We start from the raw sequence: 15,475 nt of genomic DNA on the forward strand, positions 1-15,475 counted from the left end.
GGGTAGCGTAAGCTGGTCGTCATAGTGGCCTAAAGGCCTATTGTCCCACGTATTTTTGGCCAGGTGTGGCCCCGGCAGTCGAGGTGATGGATGCATTACGTTGCGAGTGAAGAGAGTCGGCAAGACCTTTTGAAGCAGCTGTTCGAGCGCTTGGAAGCGCGGCTGGAACCGGACCGGGCAGCAGCGATAGCGGCGTTTGCGCGGCGCTTTTACGCAAGCGTGCCGGTAGAAGATCTGGTCGACCGCCGGCTGGACGACCTTTACGGTGCGACGCTATCCATCTGGCAGTTTTTACAGCACCACGATGCAAAGCGTCCCAAGGTACGTGTCTTCAACCCCGATTTTGAAGAACACGGCTGGCAGTCGACCCATACGTTTGTGGCCGTGCTGCACGAAGATATGCCGTTTCTGGTCGACTCGGTGCGCATTGAGCTCAATCGCCGAGGCCTGACCGTCCACGCGATCCAGAACTCGGTATTTGCCGTAGCCCGCAACGACCATTACCAGCTGCAGACATTGGCTTCACCGCGTGATGCCGATGCGCCTGAAGCGCGTGAATCACTGATCGTGATTGAGGTTGATCGTCACACCGACCCCGAAGCGCTTTCCAATATCGAGAAAAAACTTCATCAGGTACTGTGCGATGTGCGCACCGCCGTTGACGATTACGATGCCATTTCTGGCCAGATCACCTCTGCGATTCAGGAGCTTGAGAAGAACTGCCCGCCGCAGATCGATCCGGACGACCACGAAGAGGCCATCGCTTTTCTAGAGTGGCTGGTAAAGGACAACTTCACCTTCCTGGGCTACGACGAGTACCTGCTTGAAGGCAGCGAGCTGCAGCGCGACCCCAACAGTCTACTGGGCGTGTTTCGCTTGGACGATCCGCGCTACGACGAGCGTATCCGTACCGAGGAAGGCATCAACGAGCAGGGCGACTATGAACTGGTGCCGCAACTGCTCTCGTTTGCCAAGAGTGCCCACCACTCGCGCGTGCATCGCCCCACCTATCCGGACTACATTACCGTTGATCGCTACGACGACGATGGCAATGTGATCGGTGAGCGTCGCTTCTTCGGCCTGTTCACCTCAACGGTGTACAACGAGTCGCCGCGTAATATTCCGGTGCTGCGTCGCAAGCTCAAGGCGATCATGGACATTGCCGGGTTCAATCCGCAAGGCCATAACGGCAAGCAGCTTCTTCAGGTGCTTGAAGTCTACCCCCGCGATGACCTGTTCCAGATCAGTACGGACTCTCTGGCCCAGACCGCGCTGGGTATCCTGGATATTCGTGAGCGCCGTCAGGTACGTCTGTTTATTCGTGCCGATGTTAGCGGCAAGTTCTACTCCTGCCTGGTGTTTGTACCGCGCGATGTGTTCTCGACCGACCTGCGCCAGCGCATCCAGAACCTTCTATGTGAAGAACTGGACGCTCACTTTGGCGACTTCAACACTTACCTGTCTGAGTCGGTGCTGGCACGTATCCAACTGATTCTGCGCTTTAACGGCGATACGCCGAGCCAGTTCGACCTCAAGCGGCTGGAAAGCAAGGTGGCCCGTCTGTCACGCAGCTGGCGCGATGATCTAATGGCCGCGATGATTGAGGGCTTTGGCGAAGAGCGCGCCAACCACCAGATGGAGCGGTTCCAGGACGCGTTCTCAGCAAGCTATCGCGAAGAGTTTTCCGCTCGTACCGCTGTCTTTGACGTACAGCATTTGCTGACGCTGGATAATGGCGATGACCTGTCGCTGTCGCTTTACCGGCCTCTTGAAGAGCAGGGTAGCGGCGTTAACCTCAAGCTTTACCATCCCGCCGCCCAGATCCCGCTTTCCGATGTACTGCCCATGATGGAAAATCTGGGGCTGCGGGTTATTGGCGAACATCCCTACGAAATCAATGCCCACCATCAGCGTTACTGGATTCATGACTTTGAGCTCGAGCACAGCAACAAGGATGTCAGCCTGGGCGAAATGCGTGACACCTTTGGCGAAGCCTTCAAGCGTATCTGGGCGGGTGAGGCCGATAACGACGCCTTCAACCGGCTGATTATCGCCGCCGGGCTTGATTGGCGTGAAGTGGCCATGTTGCGCGGCTATGCACGCTACTTAAAGCAGATCCGTTTTGGTATGTCGCAGGACTATATTGCTGCGACACTCGCCAACTATCCGGCCATCACCCAGGAACTGGTAGAAATGTTCCGCCTGCGCTTTGATCCTGAGCTTGAGTCTCATGACACGGATGAATGCGTGACGCGGATCAACGAGCATCTGGAAGGCGTTGCCAGCCTGAACGACGACCAGTTGCTGCGCCGCTTTATGGAGCTTATTCAAGCAACGCTGCGCACCAACTACTACCAGCGCGCCGATAACGGTCGTTTTAAAGACTATATCGCCTTCAAACTTGAGCCTTCCAAAGTGACGGGCATGCCCAAGCCACGGCCCATGTTCGAGATTTTTGTCTGCTCGCCGCGGGTAGAAGGTGTTCACCTGCGCGGTGGCAAGGTCGCACGCGGTGGTCTGCGCTGGTCTGATCGTCATGAAGACTTCCGCACCGAAGTGCTGGGGCTGGTGAAAGCACAGCAGGTCAAGAATGCGGTTATCGTACCGGTAGGCGCCAAGGGCGGCTTTGTGTGTAAGCGCATGCCGGAAAACGCTGACCGCGAAACCCAGCAGAAAGAAGGCATCGCCTGCTATAAAATCTTTATCCGCGCGCTTTTGGATGTTACGGATAATCTGGACGGTGGCGACGTCGTACCGCCGGAAAACGTGGTACGCCACGATGAAGACGATGTCTATCTGGTAGTGGCAGCCGATAAAGGCACGGCGACGTTCTCGGATATCGCCAACGAGATTTCCATCGAGTACGGTCACTGGCTGGGCGATGCGTTTGCCTCCGGCGGGGCCAACGGTTATGACCACAAGAAAATGGGCATTACCGCACGCGGCGCCTGGCAGTCGGTCAAGCGCCATTTCAAGAACCTGGGCGTGGACACCCAGCAGGATCTGTTCAGCGTGGTGGGCATTGGTGACATGGCCGGCGACGTGTTCGGTAACGGCATGCTGCTGTCCGACAAGATTCAACTAGTGGGGGCCTTCAACCACCTGCACATCTTTGTCGATCCAAACCCCGATGCCGAAGCGGCCTTTGCCGAGCGTAAGCGGCTGTTTGATCTGCCACGCTCCAGTTGGGAAGACTACAGCCAAGAGCTGATTTCCCAAGGCGGTGGCATCTTTAGCCGCAGCGCCAAATCGATCTCGGTCACACCGGAAATGCAGCAGGTGTTCGGCATTCAGGAAGAGCGCCTGTCGCCCAATGAGCTGATTCGCGCCATGCTGCAATCCCACGTGGATCTGATCTGGAACGGAGGTATCGGCACCTACGTGAAAAGTTCTGAGGAAACCGATGCCGACGTAGGCGATAAAGCCAACGATGCGCTGCGCATTAACGGCGCTGACCTCAACTGCCGCGTGGTAGGTGAGGGCGGTAACCTGGGCCTGACCCAGCGTGGTCGGATGGAAGCCGCCGCCAAGGGCGTGCGCGTTTATACCGACTTTATCGACAACGCAGGCGGGGTTAACTGCTCTGACCACGAGGTCAATATCAAGATCTTGATCGACGACGTGGTCAAGCGCGGCGACATGACCGATAAGCAGCGCAATGATCTGTTGGCGGAGATGACCGACGAGGTGGCCGATCTGGTTATCCTGGATAACTACCGTCAGGCGCAAGCGTTGGATCTTTCGGAAATTCTCTCGCACCAGGGGATTGGCCCTTACCGCCGGTTTATCAGCGAGCTGGAATCCGCCGGGCAGATTGACCGCGAGCTTGAGTTCCTGCCTTCTGATGAGGTGCTGAAAGAGCGGGCAAGTAACCAGCAGGGCATGCGCCTGCCTGAGCTTTCCGTGCTCATCTCCTACGCCAAGAGTACTCTGAAAGGCGATTTGATTAACTCTGACGTGCCCGATGATACCTACGTTCATCGTCACCTAGAGCGTCTGTTCCCCTCGGTATTGACCGAGCGCTATCAGACCGAGATGTACGAGCACCGCCTGAAGCGTGAGATTGTGGCCACTCAGGTCGCCAACGATCTGGTCGATCACATGGGCATCGTATTTGTACGCCGGCTGATGGATTCAACCGGCGCCGGACGGGCGGCTATCGCCTGCAACTACGTGATTGCGCGGGATAGCTTTAATCTGCCCTCGCTGTGGGCGCAGATCGAAGCGCTGGACAATCAGGTAGCCAGCGAAGTACAGCATACGATGATGCTTGATCTGATGCGCCTGATTCGTCGGGCCACGCGCTGGTTCCTGCGTCAGCATTTCAATCTTTCCACCCAGGATACGATTGAGTACTTCGCCCCGCGCCTGGCCCAGCTGCAGGAAGAGATGGGTGAGCTGTTAAGCGGTGAAGAACTTGAGGCCTGGACGCAGCGACGTGATGAGTTGCAACAGGCCGGGGTGCCGGAAGCGCTGGCCTCTACCGTTGCCGCAGCGCCCAGCCTGTATGCCGGTCTTGGGATTATCCAGGCCGCACGTGTTACCAACGAGAAGCCCAAGCACGTAGCCGAAGTGTTCTACGAAATCGGCAGTCGCCTGGAGCTACCCTGGATGATCCAGCAGGTTACCCAGCTTGAAGTGCGCGATGCCTGGCAAGTGCAGGCACGGGAGACTTTCCGGGACGATATCGACCGCCAGCAGCTGGCGCTGACCACCAGCGTACTCAAGCTGGAAGCCGGTAGCCGTGATACGCCGGAACGCGTTGATCAGTGGCTTGAGCAGCATAATCATTTACACCGCCGCTGGTGTCATTTGATCAACGAAGTGCGCGGCGGAAGCGAAGGTGGGTTTGCGCTGTTCGCGGTGGCCGTGCGCGAACTGGTTGACTTGGCGGAGAGCGATAGCGAAGCCTGAAGCGCTCTGTTTTAACCAAAGCGCTGCTAAAGAAAACCGCGCCTGGAGCTTTCCAGGCGCGGTTTTTTTGCAGGTGGATTGCATTTGGTACAGGCGAACGACTGATAAGAGCCTGTTGCGGTGCGTTGGGTAGGAAGTTTGCGCTATACTTTGCGCCGCTCAGTACTGCCCACCTACTAAAAGAGACCTAGTTGATGTACTCACTTGCCCGCTCGTTGCTCTTTCGTATTGACCCCGAAACCTCGCACGGCATGGCCTTGGGCACGTTAGATGCGCTGCATCGGGTAGGGGGTGTAACGCCTTTGGTAGGTAAAGCAGTCGATGATCCTGTCGAGCTGATGGGGCTGCGGTTTGCCAACCGCGTGGGATTGGCGGCGGGGCTTGATAAAAATGCCGACCACCTGGATGCGTTGGGCGCACTGGGTTTCGGGTTTGTGGAAGTGGGAACTGTCACTCCCAAGGCCCAGCCGGGTAACCCTAAGCCACGTCTGTTTCGCCTGGCTGGCCATGACGCAATCATCAACCGCTTCGGGTTCAACAACAAAGGGGTGGAGCACTTGGTGGCGCAGGTAAGAAAGCGCCATTACACGGGCGTGGTCGGTATTAATATCGGTAAGAATTTGACCACTTCGGTGGAGAACGCCTTGGATGACTATCTGGTTTGCCTGGACGTTGTGCACCCGGTAGCGGATTACATCACCGTCAATATCTCCTCGCCCAATACGCCAGGGCTACGCACGCTACAGTTTGGCGAGCAGCTGGATGCGCTGCTTGGGCCTATTCGTGAGCGCAGCCGAGTGCTGGATGCCGAGGCAAGCCGCAAAGTACCGCTGCTGATCAAGATCGCCCCAGACATGAGTGAAGACGAAGTGGCGCTTGTGGCCCAAAGTATTGACCGCAATGAGCTTGATGGTGTGATTGCCACCAACACCACGGTCTCCCGCGAGGCGGTGCAAAGTGACCCGCAGGCTGAAGAGGCCGGCGGGCTTTCCGGCAAGCCGGTGTTTGAGGCTTCCAATGTGGTGATACGCCTGTTACGCCAGCACCTGCCTGAGCTTCCGATTATCGGCGTAGGCGGCATTGATAGCGCAGAAACCGCCATGGCCAAGATAGCGGCAGGTGCGGATCTGATTCAGCTCTACTCAGGGCTTATCTATCAGGGGCCCAAGCTGGTCAATGCATGCGCCAACGCATTAAAAACACGCTAGCCGGGTTTGAAACCAAAAGCCTGAAGGCTAAAAAGCCCGCTTATAAAGCGGGCTCCATGTTCCAAAATGTAAAATTAAGGAATATATAACTAATTAGGTCATGACCGAGGGATTTTTATGAATACCGGAAATGCCGGTCATTCCATCCCACTGGTCTCCGCGACCTTCACGCCAACCGCTCATCCAGTATTCGCGTAAATTAATATCCTGACTGGGACAATCATCACGGGAGCGGCCTATAACACCTGCTTTGTACCCGTGGACATAGGCCCGCTGGAAGCGGTCACGTTTTTGTCGTTTCATTGGCTAACCTCTTTTCATGAAAGCCTTTAAAAAGAAATAGAACGCCTTATCCATGCATTAAACATGTAATTGACATGGATAAGCCCTACTTCGAGAGCTTACTTCAAGAGCAGGTTAACCGCCTGACACTCATGTTTAGCACTCACGTGCTGAACCGGCCGGGTGGTAACCTTAACAAGCCTTAGGTCAAGAATGACCTAGACAAGCAACGCATGCGTTTTCAGTAGCTACCCTTTTATTCTTAGATCATGATGGGGGCACTTGTCGACCCCCAAATTGTCATAAGATGTAAATACATTTGCCATATATAGGAATATTGCGCGGTTACGCGCTGCCATGACTATGACCGAAACGAGTCAAAATGCCCCCCTGAACCTGCTGGCCACCTGCCCGAAAGGCATTGAAGGCCTACTGGCTGATGAGCTGGCAGCGTTAGGTGCCACGCCAGGAAAAACCACCGTAGCTGGTGTGTACTTCACCGCAAGCCAAGCCACTGCCTATCGTGTATGTCTGTGGTCGCGCCTTGCCAACCGCGTGATTCTGCTACTAGCCCGCGAGCCAATGATTGAAACCCCCGAGCAGTTGCGCGACGCCGTCGCCCGCATTGCCTGGACCCAGCATTTGAGCGTTGGCAAGACGCTGGCGGTGGATTTTCATGGCCGAAGCGACCATATTCGTCACACTCGGTTTGGTGCACAAACCGTAAAGGATGGGGTAGTCGACTCCCTGCAACTTGCCGGGCAGGAGCGGCCTTCCATTGATACTAAACTGCCGGATTTGCGCTTGTATGCCCATTTGCATCGCGCCAACCTGACACTGGGTATCGATCTTTCCGGTGACAGCCTGCACCGGCGCGGTTATCGCCGCGATGTCGGCCACGCGCCACTCAAGGAGAACCTGGCGGCCGCGCTTCTGGTGCGCGCGGGCTGGCCGGAACGCGCCAAGGCCGGGGAGCCGTTGATTGACCCGCTATGCGGATCGGGCACGCTGCTGATTGAAGCCGCATTAATGGCCGCCGACCAGGCGCCTAACCTGGACCGCGAGCGGTTTGGCTTCAAGGGGTGGAGCGGGCACGATGAGGCGATCTGGCTTGAGCTGAGACGCGAGGCACAAGCACGTGCCTCCATTGGCCGCAAGCGGTGCAAGAATCAGCTGCTCGGTTTTGATCAAAGCCCGGCGGCGCTTTCCGCCGCCAAGACCAACGCTATGCGAGCGGGAATCCCGGCATTGATTACCCTGCACGGCCAGAGTCTGGGTCAGCTAACTCGACCAGAAGCGCTTACGGAAACTAGCGGGCTGCTGATTACCAACCCACCCTACGGTGAACGGCTAGGCGAGCTGCCCGAACTTGTGCGCCTTTATTCGCAGCTGGGTGAAAAGGCCAAGGCGCTGTTCCCCGGCTGGACGCTGGCACTATTTACCGGCAACCCGGATCTGGGCCACCGGTTGGGGCTGCGGGCGCATAAGCAGTACGCGCTCAAAAACGGTGCCTTGGATGCCAAACTGCTGCTGATGGATATCGGCGTTCAAGCCGTAACACCTGAGGGCCAGGCGGATACGCAGGACGCCGGTGTATCGCAAAAGGCAGTTTCCAACGTATCTGAAAATGCGCAGATGTTCGCCAACCGACTGGCTAAAAACCAGAAACGCCTTAAAAAATGGCTAAAACAGAGCGGTGAAAGCTGTTACCGGGTGTATGACGCCGACATGCCCGAATTCGCCTTGGCGGTAGACCGCTATGGCGACCGTGTGCATGTGCAAGAGTACGCAGCACCCAGCTCCGTCAATCCCGCCCAGGCACAAAAGCGTTTGTTCGATGCGCTTGAAGTACTGCCTGAAGCGTTGGGCGTTGACTCAAGCAAGGTGTATATCAAACGGCGCGAGCGCCAGGCGGGCAGCGCCCAGTATCAGAAGCGCGAGGCCAGTGGCGAGCGCTTTGAAGTGCGTGAAGGGGAGGCGCGGCTATGGGTGAACCTGCGCGACTATCTGGATACCGGGCTCTTTCTGGATCACCGACCGGTACGCCGTATGCTGGGGGAAATGGCCCATGGCAAGCGCTTCTTGAACCTGTTCTGCTACACCGCCACGGCTACCGTTCAGGCAGCCTTGGGTGGGGCCAGCGACAGCGTTAGCGTGGATATGTCCAACACCTACCTTGAGTGGGCGAAGGACAACTTTGCCCTTAACAAGCTCGACCCGCGGCTTCACCGCGTTACTCGCGATGATTGCTTCCAGTGGCTGGAAACCGCCAACGCCGAGTTTGATCTGATCTTCATGGACCCGCCGACGTTCTCCAACTCCAAGAAGATGCGCGATACGCTCGATGTACAGCGCGACCACCCGCGTTTGGTCGAACTTGCCATGGCAAGGCTTGCCCCTGGCGGCACCTTGGTATTTTCCAACAATCAGCGGCGCTTCAAGCTTGATGAGGCACTGAGCGAGCGCTATGCGGTTGAGGAAATTACCTCACGCACCTTCGACCCCGACTTTCAGCGGCGCACCAACCTGCACCATGTGTTCCTGCTGCGTCACCGCGACTGACGGCCGGTGATTTCACTGACGCTCTACACCACTCTGGGCTGCCACTTGTGCGCCCAGGTGGAAATGCTGCTGGGTAAGCTTGCCAACCAGCCGATCGAGATCAAGCGCATCGAGATTATCGAGGATGAAAGGTTAGTCGAGCGCTATGGCAGTTTGATACCGGTGGTAATGGATAGCCAGGGCGGCGAGCTGATAAAAAGCTTTGAGATCGAGCGCCTAGCGCACTGGCTTCGCGCCCGGGGCTGGCTTGACGAGGGCGCGTTAGACGCGCTGGTAGCCATGAATGAGACGCCGCCGAAGAGCGCTTATCGGCAGAATGGGCGGCGTTTTCTGGGCTAGTGAGCACTAACCTTCGGGTTGGCTAAAGCAAATCAAGCAGCGAAAGCTGGCGCATGGCTTCCTGGCCTTCCGGCGTGTTGTCGGCCACATCCAATACCTTGCGAAACCCGCGTGATGCCTGAATGGTCGTTTCGTCCTCAAGCCACATCTGCGCCTGTTCAAGCGTGTCGGCCAGTTGATGTTTCAACCCGCCAAACTGCGTACCGATCTGCCCCCAGGCGCGGCTGAATATCCAGTCCCCGAACATGTCCTGATGAATATGGACCAACACATAGTCGTGGTCAGTTTCCCACCTTACGATCACAAGCCTACTCCCACGATTTGTCCTGTTGCCGGTCTACTCATGTACGGGCTCTTTGATGCCACCCTTCAAAACCTTAAATAGCATTTTCCAATTCTGGTCGGCGGGCGGTATTGTAAAGCTCATTATCGCAAAAAGGATACCGCTGTGAAGCTGATTGTGGACGCCAATATACCCGCTGCCGAGCGCTGCTTTGGTGAGTTTGGCTCGATCACCCGCGTGCCCGGGCGCGAGATAAACGCAGAGCACGTCAAGGATGCCGATGCCCTGATTGTGCGCTCCATTACCCAGGTCAATGAAGCGCTGCTTGCAGATAGCTCACTGTGCTTTGTGGGTACCTGCACTATTGGCACCGACCATATCGACCACGCGGCGTTGGCGGCTCGCAATATTGAGTTTGCCAGTGCCCCCGGCTGCAATGCCGAGGCCGTGGTGGATTACGTACTGAGCAGCCTGTTGACCCTGGCTGAGCGCGCTGGCTGGCCACTGCTTTCGCGAACAGTAGGAGTAGTCGGGGTCGGCAATGTGGGCAGCCGCTTGCTAGCTCGCCTGAAAGCGTTGGGCGTTAACACGCTTGCGTGCGACCCCCCTAGAGCTGAGCAGGAGGGCGAGCAGGGCTTTGTCTCCCTGGATACACTGATCGATCGCTGCGATATTCTTTGCCTGCATACGCCACTGGTGAAGGACGGTCCCCATGCCACTTATCAACTGCTCAACGCCCAGATAATCAATGAGCTTGCGCCAGGCACGGTGCTGCTTAACGCTGGCCGGGGTGACTGTATTGATGAAAGGGCCCTGCGCGGACGCCTGATGGGTAAGGGCGATATTACCGCCGTGCTGGATGTGTGGGAGAACGAGCCGGGAATCGATGCTGGCTTACGCGACCTGGTGGCGCTGGCTACCTCGCATATTGCCGGGCACAGCCTGGATGGCAAGCTGCGCGGCACCTGGATGATTCAGCAGGCACTGGCGCGCCATACTGAACGACCCATTCACAATACGTTTGCCGATATCTGCCCGTTACCGGTACTGGGATCGCTTCATTTGCAGGAGGCACTACCGGTTGAGGATGCGCTGCGCCTGTGTGTGCGTGCGGTTTATGATGTACGACGGGATCACGACAGCCTGCAGCGTCAGGTACTTCAGCAGGGCATCCGCCAGGGCTTTGACGACTGCCGGGCGAATTACCCTCTGCGCCGCGAGTTTGCCACGCTAAATGTACAGCTATCGGGCAATGCGGTGGCGCTTGAAGCGCCGCTAAGCGCGGCGGGCTTTCGCGTTTCCCGAATGTCATGATGCACCGCGCGCTGGTATGGTTTGTCATGCCTATGGATACGATCAGGCCCGCTTGCGCGGGCCTGATCGGTTTGAGCGGTTTTTGATGTACCGTGAGGTGTTGCTTACTGCCGGTAGGCGGCTTCTTTCAGTGCGCGTATACGGTCATCCAGCGGCGGGTGGCTGGCCAGCAGTTGCTGCATCAGCGAGCGGGTCTGGCCCTTGGTGATGGCCATGGCGCGCATGGTGTCCGGCATCTGGTCCGGCATTTCGGTTTCCGCCTTCAGGCGGGCCAGGGCGTTGACCATGGCCCCCGTGCCGGCAAGCCGCGCACCCGCTTCATCGGCGCGGTATTCACGAAAGCGCGAGAACCAAGCCACGATCGCTGAGGCGACGATGCCAAAGACGATCTCGGCTACTATGACTACCGCAAAGTAGCCCATGAACCCTAGGCCGCCTTCACCGCCGCTGCGGCTTTTGAGAAAGCCATCCAGCAGTTGAGCCACCACGCGGGCAAAGAACATGACAAAGGTGTTCACCACGCCTTGAATCAGCGCCAGCGTTACCATGTCACCATTGGCCACGTGGCCGATTTCGTGAGCAAGAACAGCGCGCACTTCCTCCGGGCGCATGCGGTTCAAAAGTCCGGCAGAAACCGCTACCAGCGCATCATCCTTGTTCCAGCCGGTCGCAAAGGCGTTTGATTGCTGGGCGGGGAAAATGCCCACCTCGGGCGTTTTAATACCCGCCTCGCGGGAAAGTTCGGCAACCGTATCGAGTAGCCACTGCTCGGTGGAATTGGATGGCGCTTCGATAACCACCGTGCCGGTGCTGCGCTTGGCCATCCACTTGGAGATAAACAGCGAGATCAGCGAGCCGACCATGCCGAAGATAAAGCAGAAGATCAGCAGGCTGGTAAAGTTGATCCCCTGGCTGCGTAAGTAACCCTCAACGCCAAACAGGCGCAGCGTAATACTGGCGACAAGCAGCACCGCCAGGTTGGTGGCTAAAAACAGCACTATTCGCATCATGGTGCAGGTTCTCCCTAAGAGGTCATCAATGCGTCAATGGAATACGGGTTAGATACGTACGCATAAGAGCAGTTTCAAGCTGCCTTGCGCGTTATTGACGGTAGCGCGATAAAAAGTTGGCAAACCGGTCCAACGCATCGCCCAACTGGTCTGCCCAGGGGAGCGTTACGATGCGCACGTGATCCGGCTCTGGCCAGTTGAACGCGGTTCCCTGAACCAGCAGGATTTTCTCCTGAAGAAGCAGATCAAGTACCAGCTTCTGGTCATCCTGGATATTGAACACCTTGGGGTCCAGGCGCGGAAAGGCGTAAAGCGCGCCCTTAGGCGTGACGCAGGATACCCCAGGAATGGCATTGAGCTTCTCCACTGTGATATTGCGCTGAGCCAGCAGGCGACCGCCGGGCAGGATCAAGTCATTAATCGACTGATAGCCGCCCAGGGCCGTTTGAATGGCGTGCTGTGCAGGGACATTGGCGCACAGGCGCATGGAGGCCAACATGGTCAACCCCTGAATGAAATCGCGGGCGCGCTGCTTGGCAATCGTGCCGGAAATGGTCATCCAGCCTGAACGAAAGCCCGCACAGCGATAGCTTTTCGACAGCCCGTTCATGGTAATCACCAGCTGATCATCATCTGCTAACGCGCCGGTGGCGGTATGTTCTACGCCGTCATAAAGAATCTTGTCGTAAATCTCATCCGAGAACACCACCAGATTGTGCTCTTTGGCTACCGCCAGCACGTCGCGCACCACGGCCGGTGGATAGACTGCCCCGGTCGGGTTGTTGGGATTGATCAACACAATCGCGCGAGTGCGGCTGGTGATCTTGTTACGGATATCGGCAATGTCCGGCGTCCAGTCCGCTTGTTCATCGCACAGGTAGTGAACGCCATGACCGCCGGAAAGATGCGCCGCTGCGGTCCAGAGTGGATAGTCGGGGGCGGGAATCAGCACTTCGTCGCCATCGTTCAATAGCGCCTGCATGCACATCACGATCAGCTCGGAAACCCCGTTGCCGATGTAGATATCCTCAATGCCGACGCCCGGGATCTCCTTGCGCTGGCACTCCTGCATAATGGCTTTACGGGCCGAGTAAAGGCCCTTTGAATCGCAGTAGCCTTGTGCCGTAGGCAGGTTGCGCATCACATCCTGCAAAATCTCTTCAGGCGCTTCAAACCCAAACGGTGCGGGATTGCCAATATTCAGCTTTAGAATCCGCTGGCCTTCATCTTCCAGGCGCTTGGCGTGATCAAGTACCGGGCCGCGAATGTCATAACACACGTTATGCAGCTTATGGGATTTCCTGAGCTCAGGGCGTTGAAGCTGAGTCTCTTCTTGCGTGCCTTGAAGCTCAGTGGGCGTTTGAAGCTGAGAGGTTTCCATGAGTGATTTATCCAAAGATGTCCAATGGCCGTGCGACGGCGCCGGGCGATGAATCCATTATGCGTCGGAAGGTGCCTGATTGTCTTCGTCATCGTGCACGATGGGCAGCGGAATATCGTCAGGCGTTTCCAGCGTCAGGCGTCCAAGCTTGCCATCGCGAAGCTCGTGCAGCAGCACTTCTGCGCCGCGGTGCAAATCCACCTCGCCGCCAGGGCGAAGGCCGCCCCGTTTACTGGCAATTTCTTTCAAGATGGCGTGGCCGTCAAACCCGGCGATGGCAAGAAAATCCGGCCTCTGCGGCCCGTCGGCGTCAACGTCCGTATTCACAGGGGCTTCATAAGTGGGTAGCGCTTTTAGCTTGTAGCGCGCGGTCAGCTCGGCCGGGTAGCGTTTGGCAAGCTCAGCGCTGGCAACGATTCCTACATCGGTATATTCAATAGCGGTATCGCGAATCGCCCCGCTTGCTGCTAGCCGGTAGGCGCTTGCCTGGTCTTCAATCTTGGGCCACAGCACCCCAGGCGTATCAATCAGCGCCACACGGCCATCAATACGCACCTTCTGCTGGCGTTTGGTAACCGCCGGCTCGTTGCCGGTTTTGGCAATCTTGCGCCCGGCCAGGCCGTTAATCAGGGTAGATTTACCCACGTTGGGAATGCCCATCACCATCACCCGAACGTCGCGGTCGGCGCGTACGGCACCCGCCAGTTCATGACAAAGCTTGGGGATCTTCTTTAACTCACGGGTATTGGTCGTGGTAATGGCGAGCGCCCGGGTATCTTCCTGGGCATCGAAAAAGGCCACCCATTCGGCGGTACGCTCAGGATCTGCCAAATCCGCCCGGGACAGGATCTTCAGCACCGGCTTGTGACGGGTCAGCTCGGCCAGCATCGGGTTGGCGCTGGAGTAGGGCAGGCGTGCGTCCAGTACTTCAATGACCACGTCGATTTCCGGCAGCGCATCCTTTATCTGGCGGCGGGCCTTGTTCATATGTCCGGGGAACCAGCCGAGCATGAGTTTCTCCTACAAGCACAAAAAAGCGGGCATAAAAAAAGCGAGCAACCATTCTACCAGATGGTGCTCGCCTTGCCGGAGTCCGTTATACGTTTATGCCTTAACGTTTACTCGTCAGGATGGAACTCAAGCGATACGGAGTTGATGCAGTAGCGCAAGCCCGTGGATTCCGGCGGCCCATCAGGAAACACATGCCCTAAATGGGCATCGCAGTGCGAGCACACCACTTCCGTGCGCACCATACCGTGAGAGGTGTCCTGATGCTCTTCGACACTGTTTCTGCCCAGCGGCCTGTCAAAGCTTGGCCAGCCGCACCCGGCATCAAACTTATGCTCGTTTTCAAACAGCGGCGCATGGCAGCAGATGCAGTGGTAAATACCCTGGGCGTCGCGGACCTGGTAATCGCCGGTAAAAGGGCGCTCGGTACCTTTCTCACGCGCTACCCGGTACTGCTCGGGGGTCAGCTGTTCGCGCCACTGCTCGGGGGATTTTTCGATTTTGGCCATCAGATGTCTCCTTTCCCTCTATCACTCGCAGGCTAGCGCACTCTTGTCAGTAAAGACAGCGCGACTAGAGGCGGTACCCGTAAAGACTGTCAGGTGTCTTATGAGTTCAGCGCTAGGCAGCAGGTAATAACTGCCGGTAATGCCATAATAGCACTAGGGAAAGCAGAGCAATATCAAGAACAAGATCAGAGTGCTTGACACAAAAGAACCGGCTGAGTAATATACGCGCCACCTCGACGAGGCAATGAAACGTCCCATTCGTCTAGTGGTCTAGGACACCGCCCTTTCACGGCGGTAACAAGGGTTCGAACCCCTTATGGGACGCCAATTACATCGTTAAGGTATCGGAATGCGGGAATAGCTCAGTGGTAGAGCATCGCCTTGCCAAGGCGAGGGTCGAGAGTTCGAATCTCTTTTCCCGCTCCATTTGGTCGTGTGGTTAAGCAAGTGCAGGTCGAGAGCTGGAACGCCAGCCCGGTCGAATCTCTTTTCCCGCTCCAATACGTCCCATTCGTCTAGTGGTCTAGGACACCGCCCTTTCACGGCGGTAACAGGGGTTCGAACCCCCTATGGGACGCCAATCCGATTTGCAAAATTGATTAAGCGGGAATAGCTCAGTGGTAGAGCATCGCCTTGCCAAGGCGAGGGTCGAGAGTTCGAATCTC

General features: G+C 57.0%; 11 protein-coding genes and 3 tRNA genes. 8 read left to right on the forward strand and 6 right to left on the reverse strand.

All coding sequences use genetic code 11. The annotated features are described in order from the left end of the window. The first annotated feature begins 90 nt into the window (after positions 1 to 90). Both ELY25_RS11225 and ELY25_RS11230 read left to right on the forward strand, forming a co-directional pair. Positions 91 to 4,914 carry an NAD-glutamate dehydrogenase gene (locus tag ELY25_RS11225; RefSeq protein WP_126951367.1) on the forward strand — a complete coding sequence of 1,608 codons (4,824 nt, stop codon included), beginning with the start codon at positions 91 to 93 and terminating at the stop codon, positions 4,912 to 4,914. 194 nt (positions 4,915 to 5,108) lie between these two features. Then, entirely contained in the window at positions 5,109 to 6,122 is a 1,014-nt protein-coding gene (locus tag ELY25_RS11230; RefSeq protein ID WP_126951368.1) for a quinone-dependent dihydroorotate dehydrogenase, read from the forward strand. Between the two features lie 93 nt (positions 6,123 to 6,215). On the opposite strand, the gene rmf is transcribed toward ELY25_RS11230, so the two are convergent. Further along, positions 6,216 to 6,425 carry a ribosome modulation factor gene (gene rmf, locus ELY25_RS11235; protein WP_126951369.1) on the reverse strand — a complete coding sequence of 70 codons (210 nt, stop codon included), beginning with the start codon at positions 6,423 to 6,425 and terminating at the stop codon, positions 6,216 to 6,218. A 342-nt stretch (positions 6,426 to 6,767) separates the two neighbouring features. Between rmf and rlmKL the strand changes: the two genes are divergently transcribed. Together rlmKL and ELY25_RS11245 are read left to right on the forward strand one after the other, a co-directional pair. After that, a complete protein-coding gene (gene rlmKL, locus ELY25_RS11240; protein WP_126951392.1) occupies positions 6,768 to 8,966 on the forward strand; it encodes a bifunctional 23S rRNA (guanine(2069)-N(7))-methyltransferase RlmK/23S rRNA (guanine(2445)-N(2))-methyltransferase RlmL in 2,199 nt (732 codons plus the stop codon). Between the two features lie 6 nt (positions 8,967 to 8,972). Further along, entirely contained in the window at positions 8,973 to 9,305 is a 333-nt protein-coding gene (locus ELY25_RS11245; RefSeq protein ID WP_126951370.1) for a glutaredoxin family protein, read from the forward strand. A gap of 22 nt (positions 9,306 to 9,327) precedes the next feature. Here the strand turns inward: ELY25_RS11245 and ELY25_RS11250 are convergent, their stop codons facing one another. After that, positions 9,328 to 9,609 carry a hypothetical protein gene (locus tag ELY25_RS11250; RefSeq protein WP_126951371.1) on the reverse strand — a complete coding sequence of 94 codons (282 nt, stop codon included), beginning with the start codon at positions 9,607 to 9,609 and terminating at the stop codon, positions 9,328 to 9,330. A 144-nt stretch (positions 9,610 to 9,753) separates the two neighbouring features. On the opposite strand from ELY25_RS11250, the gene pdxB reads away from it, so the two are divergent. Continuing rightward, complete coding sequence (pdxB, locus tag ELY25_RS11255) at positions 9,754 to 10,902, forward strand: 4-phosphoerythronate dehydrogenase PdxB (RefSeq protein ID WP_126951372.1); 1,149 nt, start codon at positions 9,754 to 9,756, stop codon at positions 10,900 to 10,902. A 104-nt stretch (positions 10,903 to 11,006) separates the two neighbouring features. Here pdxB and htpX read toward each other — a convergent pair whose 3' ends face one another. From htpX to msrB, 4 genes are all read right to left on the reverse strand, one after another. Beyond that, the gene (htpX, locus tag ELY25_RS11260; protein WP_126951373.1) at positions 11,007 to 11,912 is read right to left on the reverse strand and encodes a protease HtpX; all 906 of its coding nucleotides are present in this window, start codon (positions 11,910 to 11,912) and stop codon (positions 11,007 to 11,009) included. 91 nt (positions 11,913 to 12,003) lie between these two features. Beyond that, on the reverse strand, positions 12,004 to 13,293 hold the full coding sequence (locus tag ELY25_RS11265; protein WP_236995705.1) for a pyridoxal phosphate-dependent aminotransferase: 1,290 nt from the start codon (positions 13,291 to 13,293) through the stop codon (positions 12,004 to 12,006). Between the two features lie 57 nt (positions 13,294 to 13,350). Then, positions 13,351 to 14,304: a ribosome biogenesis GTPase YlqF gene (gene ylqF / locus ELY25_RS11270; RefSeq protein WP_126951374.1), complete on the reverse strand. Its 954-nt coding sequence runs from the start codon at positions 14,302 to 14,304 to the stop codon at positions 13,351 to 13,353. Between the two features lie 107 nt (positions 14,305 to 14,411). Beyond that, a complete protein-coding gene (gene msrB / locus ELY25_RS11275; protein ID WP_126951375.1) occupies positions 14,412 to 14,810 on the reverse strand; it encodes a peptide-methionine (R)-S-oxide reductase MsrB in 399 nt (132 codons plus the stop codon). A gap of 251 nt (positions 14,811 to 15,061) precedes the next feature. Between msrB and ELY25_RS11280 the strand changes: the two genes are divergently transcribed. The 3 genes from ELY25_RS11280 to ELY25_RS11290 all read left to right on the forward strand — a co-directional run bounded on the left by ELY25_RS11280 (position 15,062) and on the right by ELY25_RS11290 (position 15,390). Then, a tRNA-Glu gene (locus ELY25_RS11280) sits at positions 15,062 to 15,137 on the forward strand. Between the two features lie 24 nt (positions 15,138 to 15,161). Continuing rightward, positions 15,162 to 15,236 (forward strand) — tRNA-Gly (locus ELY25_RS11285). A gap of 78 nt (positions 15,237 to 15,314) precedes the next feature. Further along, positions 15,315 to 15,390, forward strand: a tRNA-Glu gene (locus tag ELY25_RS11290). The last annotated feature ends 85 nt before the right edge of the window (positions 15,391 to 15,475 follow it).

It is taken from the genome of Vreelandella populi, assembly GCF_003989825.1.
GTDB lineage: Bacteria > Pseudomonadota > Gammaproteobacteria > Pseudomonadales > Halomonadaceae > Vreelandella > Vreelandella populi.

Coding starts and splice junctions, on each gene's coding strand:
- rmf (WP_126951369.1), bottom strand. CDS start 6,425: ATGAAACGACAAAAACGTGACCGCTTCCAGCGGGCCTATGTCCACGGG.
- htpX (WP_126951373.1), bottom strand. CDS start 11,912: ATGATGCGAATAGTGCTGTTTTTAGCCACCAACCTGGCGGTGCTGCTT.
- ELY25_RS11225 (WP_126951367.1), top strand. CDS start 91: ATGCATTACGTTGCGAGTGAAGAGAGTCGGCAAGACCTTTTGAAGCAG.
- ELY25_RS11230 (WP_126951368.1), top strand. CDS start 5,109: ATGTACTCACTTGCCCGCTCGTTGCTCTTTCGTATTGACCCCGAAACC.
- ELY25_RS11265 (WP_236995705.1), bottom strand. CDS start 13,293: ATGGAAACCTCTCAGCTTCAAACGCCCACTGAGCTTCAAGGCACGCAA.
- msrB (WP_126951375.1), bottom strand. CDS start 14,810: ATGGCCAAAATCGAAAAATCCCCCGAGCAGTGGCGCGAACAGCTGACC.
- ylqF (WP_126951374.1), bottom strand. CDS start 14,304: ATGCTCGGCTGGTTCCCCGGACATATGAACAAGGCCCGCCGCCAGATA.
- rlmKL (WP_126951392.1), top strand. CDS start 6,768: ATGACCGAAACGAGTCAAAATGCCCCCCTGAACCTGCTGGCCACCTGC.